Source organism: Leclercia sp. UBA2479, assembly GCF_002341985.1.
Taxonomy (GTDB): Bacteria; Pseudomonadota; Gammaproteobacteria; order Enterobacterales; family Enterobacteriaceae; genus Enterobacter; species Enterobacter pneumoniae.
Window position 1 is genome coordinate 765,854 of record NZ_DDPB01000009.1, and the last position, 16,758, is coordinate 782,611.

Annotated in this window: 18 protein-coding genes, 3 tRNA genes and 1 pseudogene; 9 read left to right on the top strand and 13 right to left on the bottom strand. The window is 54.1% G+C overall.

Translation table 11 applies throughout. The features are described from left to right. Positions 1-148 precede the first annotated feature (148 nt). Positions 149-646, top strand: a complete 498-nt coding sequence (gene ftnA, locus B3B59_RS13340; protein ID WP_040075064.1) for a non-heme ferritin — start codon at positions 149-151, stop codon at positions 644-646. Between the two features lie 38 nt (positions 647-684). Here the strand turns inward: ftnA and B3B59_RS13345 are convergent, their stop codons facing one another. Next, a complete protein-coding gene (locus B3B59_RS13345; protein WP_286809242.1) occupies positions 685-924 on the bottom strand; it encodes a YecH family metal-binding protein in 240 nt (79 codons plus the stop codon). Between the two features lie 66 nt (positions 925-990). Continuing rightward, positions 991-1,332, bottom strand: coding sequence for a hypothetical protein (locus tag B3B59_RS13350; RefSeq protein ID WP_046885071.1), 342 nt, complete (start codon positions 1,330-1,332; stop codon positions 991-993). A 250-nt stretch (positions 1,333-1,582) separates the two neighbouring features. Between B3B59_RS13350 and tyrP the strand changes: the two genes are divergently transcribed. Beyond that, entirely contained in the window at positions 1,583-2,794 is a 1,212-nt protein-coding gene (gene tyrP / locus B3B59_RS13355; protein ID WP_286809245.1) for a tyrosine transporter TyrP, read from the top strand. 33 nt (positions 2,795-2,827) lie between these two features. Here the strand turns inward: tyrP and B3B59_RS13360 are convergent, their stop codons facing one another. Beyond that, positions 2,828-3,496 carry a YecA family protein gene (locus B3B59_RS13360; RefSeq protein ID WP_046885069.1) on the bottom strand — a complete coding sequence of 223 codons (669 nt, stop codon included), beginning with the start codon at positions 3,494-3,496 and terminating at the stop codon, positions 2,828-2,830. Between the two features lie 424 nt (positions 3,497-3,920). On the opposite strand from B3B59_RS13360, the gene B3B59_RS13365 reads away from it, so the two are divergent. The 5 genes from B3B59_RS13365 to B3B59_RS13385 all read left to right on the top strand — a co-directional run bounded on the left by B3B59_RS13365 (position 3,921) and on the right by B3B59_RS13385 (position 8,921). Further along, entirely contained in the window at positions 3,921-5,042 is a 1,122-nt protein-coding gene (locus B3B59_RS13365; RefSeq protein WP_046885068.1) for a branched-chain amino acid ABC transporter substrate-binding protein, read from the top strand. Between the two features lie 97 nt (positions 5,043-5,139). Next, the gene (locus tag B3B59_RS13370; protein ID WP_040078459.1) at positions 5,140-6,054 is read left to right on the top strand and encodes an ABC transporter permease subunit; all 915 of its coding nucleotides are present in this window, start codon (positions 5,140-5,142) and stop codon (positions 6,052-6,054) included. Positions 6,055-6,064: 10 nt separating this feature from the next. Then, entirely contained in the window at positions 6,065-7,336 is a 1,272-nt protein-coding gene (livM, locus tag B3B59_RS13375; RefSeq protein WP_286809249.1) for a high-affinity branched-chain amino acid ABC transporter permease LivM, read from the top strand. Then, a complete protein-coding gene (locus B3B59_RS13380; protein WP_286809251.1) occupies positions 7,333-8,208 on the top strand; it encodes an ATP-binding cassette domain-containing protein in 876 nt (291 codons plus the stop codon). Before livM ends, B3B59_RS13380 begins: the two co-directional genes overlap by 4 nt. After that, positions 8,205-8,921 carry an ABC transporter ATP-binding protein gene (locus B3B59_RS13385; RefSeq protein WP_040075056.1) on the top strand — a complete coding sequence of 239 codons (717 nt, stop codon included), beginning with the start codon at positions 8,205-8,207 and terminating at the stop codon, positions 8,919-8,921. Before B3B59_RS13380 ends, B3B59_RS13385 begins: the two co-directional genes overlap by 4 nt. 71 nt (positions 8,922-8,992) lie before the next feature. Here the strand turns inward: B3B59_RS13385 and B3B59_RS13390 are convergent. From B3B59_RS13390 to uvrY, 6 genes are all read right to left on the bottom strand, one after another. Further along, positions 8,993-9,079 (bottom strand) — tRNA-Leu (locus tag B3B59_RS13390). Between the two features lie 12 nt (positions 9,080-9,091). Further along, positions 9,092-9,165, bottom strand: a tRNA-Cys gene (locus tag B3B59_RS13395). 50 nt (positions 9,166-9,215) lie between these two features. Beyond that, positions 9,216-9,291: transfer RNA gene (locus B3B59_RS13400), tRNA-Gly, on the bottom strand. A 151-nt stretch (positions 9,292-9,442) separates the two neighbouring features. Continuing rightward, positions 9,443-9,991 (bottom strand): CDP-diacylglycerol--glycerol-3-phosphate 3-phosphatidyltransferase, encoded by a 549-nt coding sequence (gene pgsA, locus B3B59_RS13405; RefSeq protein ID WP_040075055.1) that lies wholly within the window; start codon positions 9,989-9,991, stop codon positions 9,443-9,445. 56 nt (positions 9,992-10,047) lie between these two features. Beyond that, positions 10,048-11,880, bottom strand: coding sequence for an excinuclease ABC subunit UvrC (gene uvrC, locus B3B59_RS13410; RefSeq protein WP_040075054.1), 1,833 nt, complete (start codon positions 11,878-11,880; stop codon positions 10,048-10,050). Continuing rightward, complete coding sequence (gene uvrY / locus B3B59_RS13415) at positions 11,877-12,533, bottom strand: UvrY/SirA/GacA family response regulator transcription factor (protein ID WP_040075052.1); 657 nt, start codon at positions 12,531-12,533, stop codon at positions 11,877-11,879. The genes uvrC and uvrY overlap by 4 nt, the downstream gene beginning before the upstream one ends. A gap of 360 nt (positions 12,534-12,893) precedes the next feature. On the opposite strand from uvrY, the pseudogene B3B59_RS20550 reads away from it, so the two are divergent. After that, positions 12,894-12,965, top strand: a pseudogene (locus B3B59_RS20550) (hypothetical protein); the annotation flags it as partial. Between the two features lie 35 nt (positions 12,966-13,000). Further along, complete coding sequence (locus B3B59_RS13420; RefSeq protein WP_040075051.1) at positions 13,001-13,225, top strand: DUF2594 family protein; 225 nt, start codon at positions 13,001-13,003, stop codon at positions 13,223-13,225. Positions 13,226-13,293: 68 nt separating this feature from the next. Here B3B59_RS13420 and sdiA read toward each other — a convergent pair whose 3' ends face one another. From sdiA to dcyD, 4 genes are all read right to left on the bottom strand, one after another. Further along, positions 13,294-14,016 carry a transcriptional regulator SdiA gene (gene sdiA / locus B3B59_RS13425; protein WP_040075050.1) on the bottom strand — a complete coding sequence of 241 codons (723 nt, stop codon included), beginning with the start codon at positions 14,014-14,016 and terminating at the stop codon, positions 13,294-13,296. Positions 14,017-14,238: 222 nt separating this feature from the next. After that, on the bottom strand, positions 14,239-14,991 hold the full coding sequence (gene tcyN / locus B3B59_RS13430; RefSeq protein WP_207291998.1) for an L-cystine ABC transporter ATP-binding protein TcyN: 753 nt from the start codon (positions 14,989-14,991) through the stop codon (positions 14,239-14,241). After that, positions 14,988-15,656 (bottom strand): cystine ABC transporter permease, encoded by a 669-nt coding sequence (gene tcyL, locus B3B59_RS13435; RefSeq protein WP_046884874.1) that lies wholly within the window; start codon positions 15,654-15,656, stop codon positions 14,988-14,990. The genes tcyN and tcyL overlap by 4 nt, the downstream gene beginning before the upstream one ends. Before the next feature lie 20 nt (positions 15,657-15,676). Then, on the bottom strand, positions 15,677-16,663 hold the full coding sequence (gene dcyD / locus B3B59_RS13440) for a D-cysteine desulfhydrase (RefSeq protein ID WP_046884873.1): 987 nt from the start codon (positions 16,661-16,663) through the stop codon (positions 15,677-15,679). Positions 16,664-16,758: the final 95 nt, after the last annotated feature.

Here is a 16,758-nt window from a genome sequence, read left to right on the forward strand (position 1 = left end):
CATTAATATAATTTAATAAGCCTCAATGCGTGTTATTCCCATTCGTATTATGATCATTTAATTATTTATTTTAACTTTTGCAAATACATAAATAACAAATTATAGTGGCGTTCGCGTTGACCAATGAATAATAAAACGGAGCGACACCATGCTTAAACCTGAAATGATCGACAAGCTGAATGAGCAAATGAATCTGGAGCTTTTCTCCTCTCTGCTGTATCAACAGATGAGCGCCTGGTGTAGTTACCATAGCTTTGAAGGCGCTGCGGCTTTCCTGCGCCGCCACGCTCAGGAAGAGATGACGCACATGCAGCGCCTGTTCGATTACCTGACCGATACCGGCAGCCTGCCGCGCATCGCACCGGTCGCCTCGCCCGTCGCTGAATATGGCTCACTGGATGAATTGTTCCGTGCCACCTATGAACACGAGCAGCTGATCACCCAAAAAATTAATGAGCTGGTTCACTCTGCTATGATCGGCCAGGATTATCCCACCTTTAATTTCCTGCAGTGGTATGTCGCGGAGCAACACGAAGAAGAGAAACTGTTTAAATCTGTTCTCGATAAACTGTCGCTGGCGGGTAAATCGGGCGAAGGTCTGTACTTTATTGATAAAGAGCTGGCAACGCTCGACGCACAGAAATAATTATTCCGCGGCGCCTTCAACGGGCGCCGTTATTATTTTCAGTGCTTACATATCTTACTTTCGTCTGTTGTGAACCCCGACTCCAGCGGAATAAATTTCCCTTTCTCGGCCAGAAAAGCCACCAGCTCTGCCGCGGTCATCTGCGCGGCTGAACAGGTGTGAAAACGTGCCTCATCACCAAAACGCGCAATAATGGCCGCCACCAGGCTCTGCCGGGTGTAGCGCTCGCCGGATGCTATCATCATGGTTAATACTTCGTGACCGTGTATCGATGCCATAAACCCTCCAGATTAAAGCCGCAGCCTACCCGTTTCGCCCTACGCTTGCCTTGCGCTGGCGCAGGTTTACATGCAGCCTGCACAGCTGGTGCAGCGCCAGTCATGGCGATTTACGGCCTGATAAAACTGGCGGTATGAGCGGCTTTCCAGCGGTATGCCCTGGTCGTAAAAGAGGTCGGTTAGCCACTCCACGTTTGCAATGATCCACTCATCTTCTTCCAGACCCTGCGCAAAGGTCTCGTCCTCCGGATCAATGATGGAGTAAATGCCCCAGGTCCCCATCTCTTTTTCGCGTCGCGATTCGGGCAACGTCAGGGGCTGCCCTTGCCAGAGGATCGTCCAGTGTCCGTGACAGAGCAAATTACCTGAGCGGCTCCAGGATGCCTGAAATGGGTTGCTGTCCGTCATCACTACCTCATTTTTTTGATTATTTGCGGGATTTGTTTACGTTACGCCCGATTGTGCCGGGAAAACATTGTCCTTATGAAGTAGATGGATTTACCAAATTTGTTGGGCAAATGTCCGGAAAGTATCTCCGGCGAGTTTTTCCGTAAAAAAATAATTACAGAGCATGTAACGCCGGTTTGACGAGGCGGCACTTTTCCCTTACTCTGCGCCGCAGATTGGTTCGCGGTATGGCAATGCTGTAGAGGAAAGAGTGAAAAACAGAACGCTGGGAAGTATTTTTATCGTCGCCGGAACGACGATTGGCGCAGGAATGCTGGCAATGCCGCTGGCGGCTGCAGGAGTCGGGTTTGGCGTTACGCTGGCGTTGCTGGGCGGATTATGGGCGCTAATGTGTTACACCGCCTTGTTGCTGCTGGAAGTGTATCAACACGTTCCTGCCGATACCGGCCTGGGTTCGCTGGCGGGTCGCTATCTGGGCCGCTATGGTCAATGGCTTACCGGCTTTAGCATGATGTTCCTGATGTATGCCCTGACGGCGGCCTACGTGAGCGGCGCCGGCGAGCTGATTGCTTCCAGCATTAATGACTGGTTCAGTGCGGATATCGCCCCCTCTACCGGCGTGATCTTCTTTACGCTGATTGGCGGCGCGGTGGTCTGCGTGGGTACCGCCCTGGTGGATCTCTTTAACCGCTTCCTTTTTACCGCCAAAATTATCTTCCTGGTGGTCATGCTTGCCTTACTGGCGCCGCACATTCATCAGGTCAACCTGCTCACGTTACCGCTGGAAAAGGGGCTAGCGCTTTCGGCTATCCCGGTTATTTTTACCTCATTTGGCTTCCATGGTAGCGTACCCAGCATTGTCAGTTACATGAATGGCAACGTACGTAAGCTGCGCTGGATTTTTATCACCGGTAGCGCGATTCCGCTGATTGCCTATATTTTCTGGCAGCTGGTCACGCTGGGCAGTATTAACGCGCCTACCTTTATGGGGCTGATGGCCAACCATTCCGGGTTGAACGGTTTCCTGCAGGCACTGCGGGAAGTGGTTGCCTCACCGCACGTGGAACTGGCCGTGCATCTGTTTGCCGATCTGGCGCTGGCAACCTCGTTCCTGGGGGTGGCGCTGGGGCTGTTTGATTACCTTGCCGATCTGTTCCAGCGTAGCCGGTCCGCTGCCGGGCGGATACAGACCGGGGTCATCACTTTCCTGCCGCCGCTGGCGTTCGCCCTCTTCTATCCGCGCGGATTTGTTATGGCGCTGGGGTATGCCGGCGTCGCGCTGGCGGTGCTCGCCCTACTGCTTCCGTCGATGCTGGCATGGCAGAGCCGCAAACAACACGCTGCTGGAGGGTACCGGGTGCCAGGCGGGAAACCGGCGCTCTGTCTGGTCTTTGCCTGCGGGGTTGGCATTATTCTGGTGCAGCTGGCTATTGCTGCCGGGCTGTTACCGGAACCCGGATAAAATAAAAGGGCTCATTGTGATGAGCCCTCTTTATTAATGTAAGCAGCAGCTTTTAAACTTCTTACCGCTGCCACACGGACAGGGATCGTTACGCCCGACTTTGGTGCCATTAATCACCGGCTGCTGGCTTACTGGCTGCTGCGGATTCGCTGCCCAGTACGCATACAGACGCAGCGCCGCCGGGCGAATCTGCGCTACGCTTTCGTGGAACGCCTCTTCGGTCATCTCATCCAGACGGGAGAAGTTCTCTTCTGAGCCGTGCAGAGCAATAAGATCCAGATCGGCTTTCAGCGTTTCTGGCAGGGTTGACCAGTCGGTGAGTGCCACGCCGCGCATATAGCCGAAGCACCACTCTTCCACCACGGTATACTCCTGCCCATCCATCTCGTTAAAACCAAACATCGGCTCAAACTGATCCGGATAGTCGCTCAGCCGTTCAGCAATGTCGTTCATGTGCTTAAAGCTGAGGTTAATGAAACGGTTCATTTCGCGCTCATTTTTCCAGCGTGGAATGTTCTTCTCACCGCCCCATACGGCCACCAGCCAGCGATCCGGTTCAACCACTACCGGGCCGGAGAGCACGGCAGTCAGCATACCGTCGAGCTCTGAGACGTCCATAATCGATTCGTCGTCATGACCATAAGCCATTAACGTCTCTTCCAGCCACTCCATTTCGGATGCATTTAATGGGCCTTCGGACATGATTGCGCTACTCCTGAATAAAAATGTATTCCCTCGATCGTAACACATAACGCCCCACTACGGGCGCACGACCTTGCCTGGCTAACAGGGCCCCAAATCGTGACCGTTGCACAACTTACGGGCATTCATGTTAATGGGATGTGATCCCCGCTGGAATTTCACCTCGCCGCCTCAGGCGGCGTAAAACGGCGCTCTATACTTAGAATTGTCGGAACCCAGACGATGGGTTTACGACCTGGCAACAATTTTGCTTATTTTTTCCTCGCGGCGATCTCGCCTCAGGAAACCTCGCCGTCATAAGCAGAGCCTTGCTGGTCTGTCGTTCAGAGCTTTGTGTTCTCATTAATGTGTTGGTATTGGGTGCGCCATCCGGCGTTCGGCTACACAGGGTTGCGCAAAAACCGCTCAGAAAAGGTACATCATAATGTCGCTGAAACTAATCAGAAGTCCTCTTTCGCTGGTGTTGGCAGGTTGTCTGGTGACGGCATTTTCCGCCCAGGCAGATATCGTTATCGGTGTGGCCGGGCCCTTTACCGGCCCGAACGCAACCTATGGCGACCAATACTGGCACGGCGCAACCCAGGCCGCCGAAGATATCAATGCCGCAGGGGGGATCAACGGCGAGAAGATTAAGCTGGTACAGGGGGATGATGCCTGTGAACCCAAACAGGCCGTTGCCGTGGCTAACCGCCTCGTCGATCAGGATAAAGTGAAGGCCGTGGTCGGCCATTTCTGCTCTTCATCGACCATGCCGGCCTCCGAGGTATATAGCGATGCCGGCATCATCGCCATCACCCCCGGCTCTACCAACCCACTCATAACTGAACGCGGCATGAGCGATATGTTCCGCATGTGCGGGCGCGATGACCAGCAGGGTCAGGTGGCGAGTGACTTCATCATCGATAAGTTGAAAGCCAAACGCGTGGTGATCATTCACGACAAAGATACCTACGGACAGGGGCTGGCGGATGCGACAAAGGCCGCGCTGGCGAAACGCGGCGTGAAGGATGTGATGTACGAAGGGCTGTCGCGCGGTGAGAAAGATTTCAACGCGCTGGTCACCAAAATTGGCGCGCAAAAGCCAGACGTTGTCTTCTTTGGCGGCTGTCATCCTGAGGCCGGGCCGCTGGTGCGCCAGATGCGCGAGCAAGGGGTTCAGGCCAAATTCTTCTCCGGCGACTGTATTGTGAATGAGGAGATGGTTACCGCTGCCGGTGGCGCGCAGTATACCAATGGCATCTATATGACCTTTGGCAAAGATCCGCGTCTTATTCCGGATGGCAAAGCGGTTATCGAGAAGTTCCGTACCGCCAAATTTGAACCTGAGGGATACACCCTCTACGCCTATGCCTCTATTCAGGCCATTGCCGCCGCCTTTAAGGCCAGCGGTGGTCCCGACTCGGCCAAAGCCAGCGCCTGGCTGAAAGCGAACCCGGTGGAAACGGTCATGGGTAAAAAGGCCTGGGACGAGAAAGGCGACCTGAAGGTCTCTGACTACGTGGTCTACCAGTGGGACGATAAAGGCAAATACCAGGAAGTGCCGTAACGGGACGGCGTCACGCTCATCGTCGGCAGGAACCTCTGCCGACGCACGATAACCAGAGGGCCGCACTCCCTGCGGCCTGACACACGAGCGCGCGATGATGAGTACATTCTTTTTGCAACAGCTGGTCAATGGCCTGACGCTGGGTTCGGTCTACGGATTAATCGCCATCGGCTATACCATGGTTTACGGCATTATCGGCATGATCAACTTCGCCCACGGCGAGGTGTATATGATCTCCGCCTATCTTTGCGCTATCGGTCTCGCCCTCCTCGCCTTCTTTGGGCTGGAGTCCTTTCCTTTGTTGATCCTCGGCACGCTGGTTTTCACCATTGTGGTCACGGGGGTATATGGCTGGACCATCGAACGCATTGCCTATAAGCCGCTACGTAACTCTACCCGGCTGGCACCCCTGATCTCTGCCATCGGGATGTCATTGATCCTGCAAAACTATGCCCAGCTTAGCCAGGGGCCGCGCCAGCAAGGGGTCCCTACCATGCTGGACGGGGTCCTGCGTTTCCATATTGGCGAAGGCTTTGTGCAGATCACCTATACCAAAGTGTTTATTTTGATCGCCTCGTTTGCCGGCATGGCGCTGTTAACCTGGATCATCGCCCATACCCGGCTGGGCAGGATGTGCCGGGCGGTGCAACAGGATCGTAAGATGGCCTCGATTTTGGGTATCAATACCGACCGCATCATATCGCTGGTGTTTGTGATTGGCGCCGCGATGGCCGGCCTGGCAGGGGTATTGATCACCATGAACTACGGCACCTTTGATTTCTATGCCGGCTTCGTGATTGGGATAAAAGCCTTCACCGCCGCCGTGCTGGGGGGGATTGGCTCGCTGCCCGGAGCGATGCTCGGCGGACTCATTCTTGGGATTGCTGAAGCGCAGTTTTCAGGGATGGTGAACTCCGACTACAAAGATGTCTTCTCGTTTGGCTTGCTGGTGGTGATCCTGATTTTCCGTCCTCAGGGACTGCTCGGCCGCCCAGTTGTGGCTAAGGTGTGAGGGACGAACAATGGCTGGTGATTTCTCACTGAAGCGCTGTCTGCTGGATAGCCTGCTGGCAGGTATGATTGCCCTGATTATTTTTGGCCCCATCGTCGGCGTGGTGCTGGATGGCTACAGCTTTAATTTTGAAGGACGGCGGCTGGCATGGATTGTGGCGACCGTGGTGCTGGGACGATTTTTACTGAGCGCCTTTCTGATGACCGCCGCCGGCAAGCGCCTGTTAGCGCGCTTCGACACCGACAACGCCGGGGTCTATGTTCGCCCGCCGGGGTATAAAAGCCGCCTGCGCTGGATAATCCCCCTGCTGCTGGCCCTGGCCCTCTGCTTTCCCTTTATCGCAACCAAGTACCTGCTGACGGTGGCGATCCTTGGGTTGATCTACGTCCTGTTGGGGCTGGGGCTGAACATTGTGGTCGGGCTGGCGGGACTACTGGACCTGGGCTACGTGGCATTTTACGCCATCGGCGCTTATGGCCTGGCGCTGGGGTATCAATATCTGGGTCTGGGATTCTGGACGATGCTGCCGCTGGCGGCGCTGATGGCGGCCGCGGCCGGCGCGCTGCTCGGTTTCCCGGTACTGCGGATGCACGGTGACTATCTCGCCATCGTGACGCTCGGCTTCGGGGAGATTATCCGGCTTATCCTCAACAACTGGCTCAGCTTTACCGGCGGACCAAACGGTATATCTGCCCCGCCTCCGACCCTGTTTGGCCTGGAGTTCGGACGGCGTGCAAAGGATGGCGGCGTTCCATTTCACGAGTTTTTCCACCTCACCTATAACCCCAATCTGAAGTTCATCTTTATTTATGCCGTCCTCATACTGGTGGTGATGCTGGTTCTGTACGTCAAGCATCGGCTGACCCGCATGCCAATTGGCCGGGCGTGGGAAGCGCTGCGCGAAGATGAGGTGGCCTGCCGCGCGATGGGGTTGAATCACGTGCTGGTGAAATTGTCTGCCTTTACGCTCGGCGCCTCGACTGCCGGGATCGCAGGGGTGTTTTTCGCCACCTATCAGGGTTTCGTCAACCCCACCTCCTTTACCTTCTTTGAGTCGGCACTGATTCTCGCCATTGTTGTGCTGGGTGGGATGGGATCGACGCTGGGTGTGGTGCTGGCGGCATTTGTTCTGACCGTCACCCCTGAACTGCTGCGCAGCTTCGCCGAATATCGCGTCTTGCTGTTTGGCATGCTGATGGTGGTGATGATGATCTGGCGGCCACGGGGCCTGATTCGCATCAACCGCAGCGGTTACGCCCCGCGCAAGGGAGTAGCACCATGAACGGGACCATACTGAACGTGGAGCACCTGATGATGCACTTTGGTGGTATCAAGGCGCTTAATGACGTGAATCTCGAGGTGCAGCGCGGATCCATTACCGCGCTTATCGGCCCCAACGGCGCCGGAAAAACCACCGTGTTTAACTGCCTCACCGGTTTTTATAAAGCGTCGGGCGGGAGCATTCTCTTTCATACCCGCCAGAGATCCACCAATGTGATTCAGGTGCTGGGGCAGAAGTTCCAGCCCGGCGACTGGATCAACCCGGCCCAGTTGGGGCAACGGCTGTTCTTTAAAATGTTTGGTGGTACCCATCTGGTCAACCGCGCCGGACTGGCGCGTACCTTTCAAAATATTCGCCTGTTTCGGGAAATGTCAGTGGTAGAGAACCTGCTGGTCGCGCAGCATATGCGCGTTAACCGCAATCTTCTGGCGGGGGTGCTCAATACCCCTGCTTACCGCCGGGCAGAGAGCCAGGCGCTGGACCGGGCCTTTTACTGGCTGGAGGTGGTGGATTTGGTGGATTGCGCTAACCGGCTGGCGGGCGAGATGTCTTACGGCCAGCAGCGGCGCCTGGAGATCGCCCGCGCCATGTGCACCGGCCCGGAACTCATCTGTCTGGATGAACCCGCTGCCGGGTTAAACCCGGTGGAAACCCGTGCGCTGAGCAAAATTATTCGCTTTTTGCGCGACCATCACCACATTACGGTCCTGTTGATTGAGCATGATATGGGGATGGTGATGGAGATCTCCGATCATATTATTGTTCTGGACCATGGAGATGTGATTGCCCAGGGGAAACCTGACCAGATACAGCATGATGAAAAAGTGATTGCTGCGTATCTGGGCACCGATGAATCCGAGGTGAATCTATGAGCCTGCCGATGCTGGAGTTTCGGGAAGTCGACGTTTTCTACGGCGCGATTCAGGCGTTAAGGCAGGTGTCGCTGCAGGTTAATGCGGGGGAGACCGTGGCGCTGATAGGCGCGAACGGCGCCGGAAAGTCGACGCTGTTGATGTCCATCTTTGGCCAGCCGCGTATTCGTCAGGGGCAGATCCTCTTTTGTGGCGAGGATATCAGCCATAAATCTACACACTACGTTGCGTCGGGCGGCATCGCTCAGGCACCGGAAGGACGGCGGATCTTTCCGGATATGACCGTTGAAGAGAACCTGCTGATGGGCACCATTCCGGTGGGGAATCAGTATGCGGCCGAGGATCTGCAAAGCATGTTTGACCTCTTCCCGCGCCTGAAAGAGCGGCGTAGGCAGCGGGCCATGACCATGTCCGGCGGCGAACAGCAGATGCTGGCCATCGCCCGGGCGTTAATGAGCCGTCCCAAATTGTTGCTGCTGGACGAGCCCAGCCTCGGCCTCGCCCCTATCGTGGTGAAACAGATATTCCAGACGCTGCGCGAGCTGGCCCGCAACGGGATGACAATCTTCCTGGTTGAACAGAATGCGCACCATGCCCTGAAGTTGTCCGATCGCGGCTATGTAATGGTTAACGGGCAGATTCGCCTGAGCGGCAGCGGTGAGGCGCTGTTAGGGGACCCGGAGGTGAGAAAAGCGTATCTGGGTGGGGTGTAACAAAAACAAAAAAACCACCCGGAGGTGGTTTCACGACACTGCTTATTGCTTTGATTATTCTTTGTATCCCATGGTACCCGGAGCGAGACTTGAACTCGCACAGCGCGAACGCCGAGGGATTTTAAATCCCTTGTGTCTACCGATTCCACCATCCGGGCTCGTGAAGAAAGTGGAGGCGCGTTCCGGAGTCGAACCGGACTAGACGGATTTGCAATCCGCTACATAACCGCTTTGCTAACGCGCCTTAAATCTTCTGTCTTTCGACGGCATCCGCAACTGCCGATGCACTTAATTTGGAGCGGGAAACGAGACTCGAACTCGCGACCCCGACCTTGGCAAGGTCGTGCTCTACCAACTGAGCTATTCCCGCAATCATCAAGTCATTCGCTAATCACTTGATTTTGCTATCGACTGGCTAGCTGTGCCGCCGTTCGATGCGTTGCATTCTACTTATATGACGTTTTGAGTCAACGTTAATTTTCATCAGCATTGTTCGTTTGCTGAAAATTACGGCGAAACGATCACTGTTCAAGCAAATCGCCACGTGCGGCGTTCAAATACTGCAACATAGACCAGAGCGTGAGCACCGCTGCCACCCACAGCAGACCGATGCCGGCCCACTCTACCCAGGCGTTCGGACGCCACAGCATCCAGACCAGCGAGGCCATTTGCGCAGTGGTTTTCACTTTGCCAATCCAGGAGACCGCCACGCTGCTGCGCTTGCCCATCTCAGCCATCCACTCACGCAACGCCGAGATGATAATCTCGCGGGCAATCATGGTTGCGGCTGGCAAGGTCACCCACCAGCTGTGATAGTGCTCGGCGACCAGCACCATTGCAATGGCGACCATCACTTTATCAGCCACCGGGTCAAGGAACGCGCCGAAGCGGGTGCTCTGATTCCAGCGGCGCGCCAGATAGCCGTCAAACCAGTCGGTGACGGCGGCGACAAGAAAAATAAGTGCACATGCGAATGGCGCCCAGATGAAGGGCAGATAAAACGCCACTACAAAGAACGGGATAAGTACGACACGAAAAAGCGTGAGTAGCGTTGGAATATTTAATCGCATAGTGACGGTAACTGTTTGTTGGCAGTAAATATTAGCTCTATGTTGCTACAGAGCCCTCAATGTTTCAACGAGTAGTAGATCTTTTCTGCCAACGCTTGCGAAATACCCGGCACTTTTGCAATTTCCTCAACGCTGGCGTTGAGTAAACCTTGCAATCCGCCCATATATTTCAACAACATCTGGCGACGTTTTGGCCCAACGCCCTCAATGGTCTCCAGCGTACTGGTATTTTTGACCTTCGCCCGCTTTTTACGGTGACCACCGATCGCATGATCGTGCGACTCATCGCGAATGTGCTGGATGACGTGCAGCGCCGGTGAGTCCGGCGGCAAGCTGAATCCCTCCCCTTCCGGCTCCAGGAATAGCGTCTCCAGGCCCGCCTTGCGATCGGTACCTTTGGCGACACCCAGCAGCAGAGGATGATGCTTATCCCAGCTGACGTCCAGTTCGGCAAACACCGTTTTCGCCTGGCCTAGCTGCCCCTTGCCACCGTCAATCAAGATAACATCCGGGATCTTGCTCTCTTCAATCGCTTTACCGTAGCGGCGGCGCAGGACCTGATTCATGGCAGCGTAATCATCACCCGGAGTGATGCCAGTAATATTGTAGCGGCGATATTCTGCGCGCAGAGGGCCGTTGGCATCAAAGACCACACAGGATGCGACGGTCTGCTCGCCCATGGTGTGGCTGATGTCGAAACACTCCATGCGTTTCACTTCCGGCAATTTCAACACCGTCGCCAGCGCGGCAAGACGCTGATGAACTGTAGATTGCTGTGACAGTTTGGTGGTCAGCGCCGTGGCCGCGTTGGTTCGTGCCAGCTTAAGATAACGGGCCCGATCGCCGCGTGGACGGGTCTGCACATTTACGCGACGCCCGGCCAGCTCAGAGAGCGACTCTGCTAACAGCGTTTTATCGGTAAGGTTGAAATCGAGTAAGATTTCCGAGGGGAGCGTACGCATCTGGCTTCCCTGCAGATAGAACTGCCCGACAAAGGTTTCGACCACTTCACCCAGCTCGGTGCCACCCGGTACTTTTGGGAAGTAACTCCGGCTGCCCAGCACTTTACCCTGACGAATAAACAGCACGTGGACGCAGGCCATGCCCGCATCAAACGACACGCCAATAACATCCAGATCGTCACCATTATTGGAGACGAACTGCTTCTCTGTGACCCGGCGCACGGCCTGAATCTGATCGCGAATGCGCCCTGCCTCTTCGAAGGCCAGCGCCTGGCTCGCTTTTTCCATCCGCTCAATAAGCTGCGTGAGCACCTGGTCATCTTTACCGGCCAGGAACAGCCGCACGTACTCCACCTGCTGCGCATACTCCTCTTCGCTGACCAGCCCGGCGACGCAGGGCCCCAGGCAGCGACCAATCTGATATTGCAGACACGGGCGCGAGCGGTTACGGTAGACGCTGTTTTCGCACTGGCGAACCGGGAAGATTTTTTGCAGCAAAGCGAGCGTTTCACGCACTGCGTAACCATTCGGGAACGGACCGAAATACTCCCCTTTCGCATGCTTTGCACCGCGGTGCATCGCCAGGCGCGGGTGAGTGTCGCCGCTGAGGAAAATAAACGGATAGGATTTGTCGTCGCGCAGCAGTACGTTGTAGCGAGGTTGATAGAGCTTGATGTAGTTATGTTCAAGCAGCAGCGCTTCCGTCTCCGTATGGGTGACGGTTACGTCAATTTGCTGGATTTGCGCGACGAGCGCTTCCGTTTTACGGGACGCAAGATTGCTACGGAAATAGCTGGAAAGACGCTTTTTAAGGTCCTTCGCTTTACCGACATAGATAACCGTACCGCCAGCATCGTACATCCGGTAAACGCCGGGCTGGCTGGTCACGGTTTTCAGAAATGCACTGGATTCAAACACATCACTCACTGACTGGTTAAGGTCTCTGCATTACACAGACCATGGCGAATGGCCAGGTGAGTGAGTTCGACATCACCATGAATGTTCAGTTTACTGAACATACGATAGCGGTAGCTGTTCACCGTTTTCGGGCTGAGATTAAGCTGCTCGGAAATCTCATTCACCTTCTGGCCTTTGGTTATCATCAGCATAATCTGCAATTCGCGCTCAGACAAACTGGCAAAGGGTGATTCGGTCTTTTCTGGCTCAATCTGGCTTAGCGCCATCTGTTGCGCAATGTCAGAGGCAATATAGCGCTGTCCGGCGTGAACAGAGCGAATGGCGTTGACCACCTCTTGCGGCGCAGCGCCTTTGCTTAAATAACCTGCAGCACCTGCCTGCATAACACGCGCAGGAAGGGGGTTCTCGGTATGCACCGTCAGCATAATGACTTTGGTGTCTACAAAGGCGCGGGCGATTTTTCGGGTTGCTTCAAGCCCGCCGATCCCAGGCATATTCATATCCATCAGGACAACATCGGCGGTATTGGCGCGGCACCATTTTACGGCGTCTTCACCGCAGCAGGCCTCACCGGCAACTTTAATACCCTTAATATCTTCCAGAATGCGTCGTATCCCTGCGCGCACCAGTTCGTGGTCATCAACAAGAAGGACGTTGATCAATGGAAAGTCTCCAGAATAGGGATAACGCTATGGAATGCTAATGTCGTATATATTACCGTTTTTTACCTCAACTTTAAAACGTTAAAAATGCAGATAAGCGATACCGAACAAATTTTTGGAAATTAACCTATACAGTAACTGGAAACGATAAGAAGGCACTTCAACGCTTGTCGCTAAATTTTAGCTCCCTTTTTTCAGAAGGTTACAATTGTTCAGGCGGGGTTGCGTTCACCAATATAATTTTCAAATTTTTGTAACAATAATTAACTGCATTAAAACTGGCGGTATATGTTAATTGTCAGTAAAAGCAAGATGAAGTTTATGCTTATTGATTGTTTATTCAATTAAACCGCATGCCAAAAGTACAAAAAACAACCGCTGCATTTTTTTGTCAAGCTTGTGGTATACTCCGCCGCCTTAACTAAGGTCTAAGCGCGTATGCGCCGTTTTTATAATGAGGAAAATGAATGAGCACACCTGATTTCGCCACTGCGGAAAATAACCAGGAACTGGCGCAGGAAGTCTCCTGTCTGAAATCCCTTCTGACCCTGATGCTTCAGGCAATGGGCCAGGCTGATGCGGGTCGTGTGATCCTTAAGATGGAAAAGCAGATCGCGCAAATGGAAGACCAGGCTCAGGCCGACGTATTTTCCAGCACGGTTAAGCAGATTAAACAAGCTTACCGTCAGTAAAAACAAAAACGGCTGAACGCATTGCATTCAGCCGTTTTTTCGTCTGGCACGCAGAACGTCAGAACGCGTCAGATAATGCCCGTCGCCGCCGCATAACAGGCTATCTGCGTTTTGTTTGGCGCATTGAACTTCTTCTGCATATTCTTCTGATGGAAGTTCACCGTATTTTCAGAAATAGAGAGAATAATCGCTATTTCTGCTGAGGTTTTTCCTTCCGCCGTCCATTTCAGAATCTCTTTCTCGCGCTTGCTGAATTTCATCTCTGGCGGCATCACCATTTCATGTTCCAGACGCAACAGGGTGGTCAGCGCCATCTGCACCAGCATTTGCAGACGCAACTCCAGCTCTTCTTTGCTGAATCTATTAATGCCTTGCACCGTGCTGGAGACGGACAGAAAACCGAGCGCATGATTCGGTAACATCAGGCACTGGGTAATTCCCCTGCGCAGCCCATGCTCCCGTGCGCCATCCCATAGGGGTTGCGCATCGGCAAACAGCGCGTCATTCCAGGGAAGATGGCCGTGCACAAAATTCTCTGGTTTGAGTACCGGATCGATGGCGAAATAATTCTCCGCCTGATAATGCGATAGCCATTGCGCCGGATAATTACTCTGCAATGAGAGTTTAGGCCGGGTAAACGGCACGGGATGACGGACACAAAGCGAAAAATAATCGAACTCTAGTGCCTGTGTTTGTCGCAGAAGTTCGGAATATACCTGATCGGCCGAAGTCATTTCCTGAAACCGAAGATAGCAATCCCGTCGCCATGTGAAAAAGTCTGAATCCTTCATACTTACGGAATGAAGCCCCTGTAAAAGATAATCATTATTATGGATTGATTAAACTAACACATAAATCTTATTTATATGTGTAAAATATCGACCACAAGGGAAATTTGTACAGAATTTATGTGGTTACAGCAATTCAGACAGAATAAAACAATATATGTAAAGACTTTCAGGGGGAATTATTTGCTCCAGATAATGTTTCTGGAGCAAAAAAGAACAAAGATTCTACTGAAGAAGGAATTTTTCCAGGAACTGTCGGGTACGCGGCTGTTGCGGATCGGCGAATAACGCTTTTGCCGGCCCTTGCTCAACAATACGCCCCTGATCCATAAAGATAGCCCGGTCCGCCACGTCACGGGCAAAGCTCATCTCATGGGTCACAATCACCAGCGTGCGCTTCTCCTGAGCCAGTTGACGGATGGTATTTAATACCTCCCCCACCAGCTCTGGGTCGAGTGCGGATGTGGGTTCATCAAACAGAATCACCTCCGGGCGCATTGCCAGCGCGCGGGCAATAGCCACGCGTTGCTGCTGCCCGCCGGAGAGACGGCGCGGATAACTGGTCTCTTTCCCTGATAGTCCCACCTTGGCCAGCAGTTCGCGGGCGCGGGTTGTCGCCTCCTCTTTCGGCTCACCTTTTACGATAACCGGCCCTTCTATGATGTTCTCCAGCACCGTGCGATGAGGGAACAGATTGAAGCTCTGGAAGACGAAACCCACATGCTGGCGCAGACGGCGAATTAGCCCCTTCTGTTGCCCCATGGGTTTACCGGTATCAATAGTGATATCCCCTACCCGGATGGTGCCGCCTTCTGGCTGCTCCAGCAGGTTTATGCTGCGCAGTAAGGTAGTTTTACCTGAGCCGCTGGGGCCGATAATGGCCACCACTTCGCCCTGCTGCACCTCCAGATCGATACCATGCAGTACCGTTTGACCGTGGAATTTTTTAACCAGGTTTTTGACTTCGATAGCACTCATTTCGGATCACGCTCCTGGCGGTTCAGCTGGTTTTCAAAGTAATTTTGCAGCGCGGAGAGAACCGTCGCCATCACCCAGTAAATCAGAGAGGCCGCCAGATACATGGTGAATACCTCCAGCGTACGCGACGTAATCAGCTGCGCCTGACGGAACAGTTCCGGCACCTGAATCGTGGCCGCCAGCGACGTATCCTTCACCAGGCTAATAAAACTGTTGCTAAGCGGCGGTAATGCTACGCGCGCCGCCTGCGGTAAAATCGCCCTGCGCAGCGTCTGCCACGGCGTCATCCCGATACTGGCTGCGGCTTCCCACTGCCCTTTATCAATAGACGAAATGGCGGCACGGAGTGTTTCAGAAGTATATGCCGCCGTGTTAAGCGATAACCCAATCATGGCCGCCGGGATGGGATCCAGCTCAATACCAAACTGCGGGAGACCGTAATAGATCATAAACAGCTGGGCAATCAGCGGCGTGCCGCGGAAGACTGAGATGTAAAAACGCGCCAGCCAGCGCACCGGCAGAATCGATGACATGCGCATCAACGCCAGTATAAAGCCCAGCAGCAACCCAAAGAACATGCCGCCGATACTCAGTTGCAGCGTAAATACCGCCCCTTTGAGCAAGAAGGGCAAGGAGTCGATAACCAGTTGGATACTTTCTTGCATTCGAATTTTTCTACCCGCAGTTAAACATGAGGATGGTAGGCAAAAAGAGCCGGCGCTCCGCCAGTATGGACAAACAAAATAGGCCCTTCATCCTTAAAGCGTTTCTGGCTAATCCCATCGATAAGCCCTGCCATGGCTTTGCCCGTATAGACCGGGTCGAGCAGGATACCTTCCAGGCGCGCCAGCAGTTTGACGGCTTCCATCCCCTCATCATTCGGCGTGCCATAGCCTGGCGCAAAGTAGTCATCCCAGAGCGTGATGTCCGCGCTGGCCGTGACTTCCAGCGCTTGCGCCACCGCCTGTTGCAGCGTGACCACTTTCGGTTTTTGATCCGCAATGCTGCGCGAGACCGTCACGCCAATGAGCTCAACCTGCGGCATAAGCTGTTCCAGCCCTACCGCCAGCCCGGCATGCGTGCCCGCGCTACCCGAGGCCACCACTACCGACGAAATCCCTACCGCACCTTCACACTGCTGGGCAATTTCCAGCGCGCTCTCCACATAGCCCAGCGCGCCCAGTGCGTTTGATCCGCCAACGGGAATGACATAAGGTCGGAACCCCTGCGCTTCAACGCGGGTGGCCAGTTCATCAAGCTGCGTGACAGGGTCGTGCAGGGCATCGCACATTTCAATCTGCACATTAAACAGGTCGAGCAGCAGGCGGTTGCCGTTGGTGAGATAGTTTTCCGCGCGGGTGCCAATCGGATTTTCCAGCAAGGCCACACAGTGTAGTCCCAGCTTCGCGGCGACGGCCGCGGTCTGACGGACGTGGTTCGACTGAATAGCGCCGGCGGTGATGAGCGTATCGGCCCCCTCACGCAGGGCTTCAGCGGCCAGAAACTCCAGTTTGCGCAGTTTATTACCGCCCATTGCCATTGGAGTCACATCGTCCCGTTTGATCAGTATGTCGCGGCCCAGGTAATCCGATAAGCGAGGTAGATATTCGAGCGGCGTCGGTGCGCCAATAAATTCCAGACGCGGATAACGCGTTAAGTTTTGCAATGACATGGATTCCCCCGGCGGGTCTGTTTAATCTGTTATTATTTATTATGCACGTAGATCGGCAGGAAATAAAAAAGGCGCTGAATAAGCGCCTTTTTCTG